The organism is Actinomadura rugatobispora (genome assembly GCF_042656285.1).
GTDB lineage: Bacteria > Actinomycetota > Actinomycetes > Streptosporangiales > Streptosporangiaceae > Spirillospora > Spirillospora rugatobispora.
In genome coordinates this window covers 1-629 of record NZ_JBHSON010000289.1, presented here as the reverse complement: position 1 = coordinate 629, position 629 = coordinate 1, and the positions used below count along the sequence as shown (strand labels likewise).

At 65.0% G+C, this 629-nt stretch carries 1 protein-coding gene; it reads right to left on the bottom strand.

All coding sequences use genetic code 11. From position 1 onward, the window contains the following. Positions 1-626 (bottom strand): Clp protease N-terminal domain-containing protein (locus ACFPZN_RS56415; RefSeq protein ID WP_378293717.1); only part of this gene is annotated, 626 nt, incomplete at its 3' end. Between the last annotated feature and the right edge of the window lie 3 nt (positions 627-629).

Here is a 629-nt window from a genome sequence, read left to right as displayed (position 1 = left end):
GGGTTGTTCTTGGTACGGCGGGACAGCACCTGCATGACCCGCTCGATCTCCTTGTCCCGGCCGATCACCGGGTCGAGCTTGCCCTCACGCGCCGCCTGCGTCAGATTCCGCCCGAACTGGTCCAACACCAACGACGTCGACGGCGCCGACTCCGACGGACCACCCGAGGCCGCCGGCTCCTTGCCCTGCTGGTACCCGTGCAGCAACTGGATCACCTGCTGCCGCACCCGGTTCAGATCCGCACCCAGCTTCACCAGCACCTGAGCCGCGACACCCTCACCCTCACGGATCAAACCCAGAAGGATGTGCTCGGTCCCGATGTAGTTGTGACCCAGCTGCAACGCCTCACGCAGCGACAGCTCCAGCACCTTCTTGGCACGCGGAGTGAACGGGATGTGCCCCGACGGCGCCTGCTGACCCTGGCCGATGATCTCCTCGACCTGCTGCCGCACCGCCTCCAGACTGATCCCCAGCGACTCCAGGGCCTTGGCGGCCACACCCTCGCCCTCATGGATCAGCCCAAGGAGGATGTGCTCGGTACCGATGTAGTTGTGGTTGAGCATCCTGGCCTCTTCCTGAGCCAGAACGACAACCCGACGCGCACGGTCGGTGAACCTCTCGAACATCTC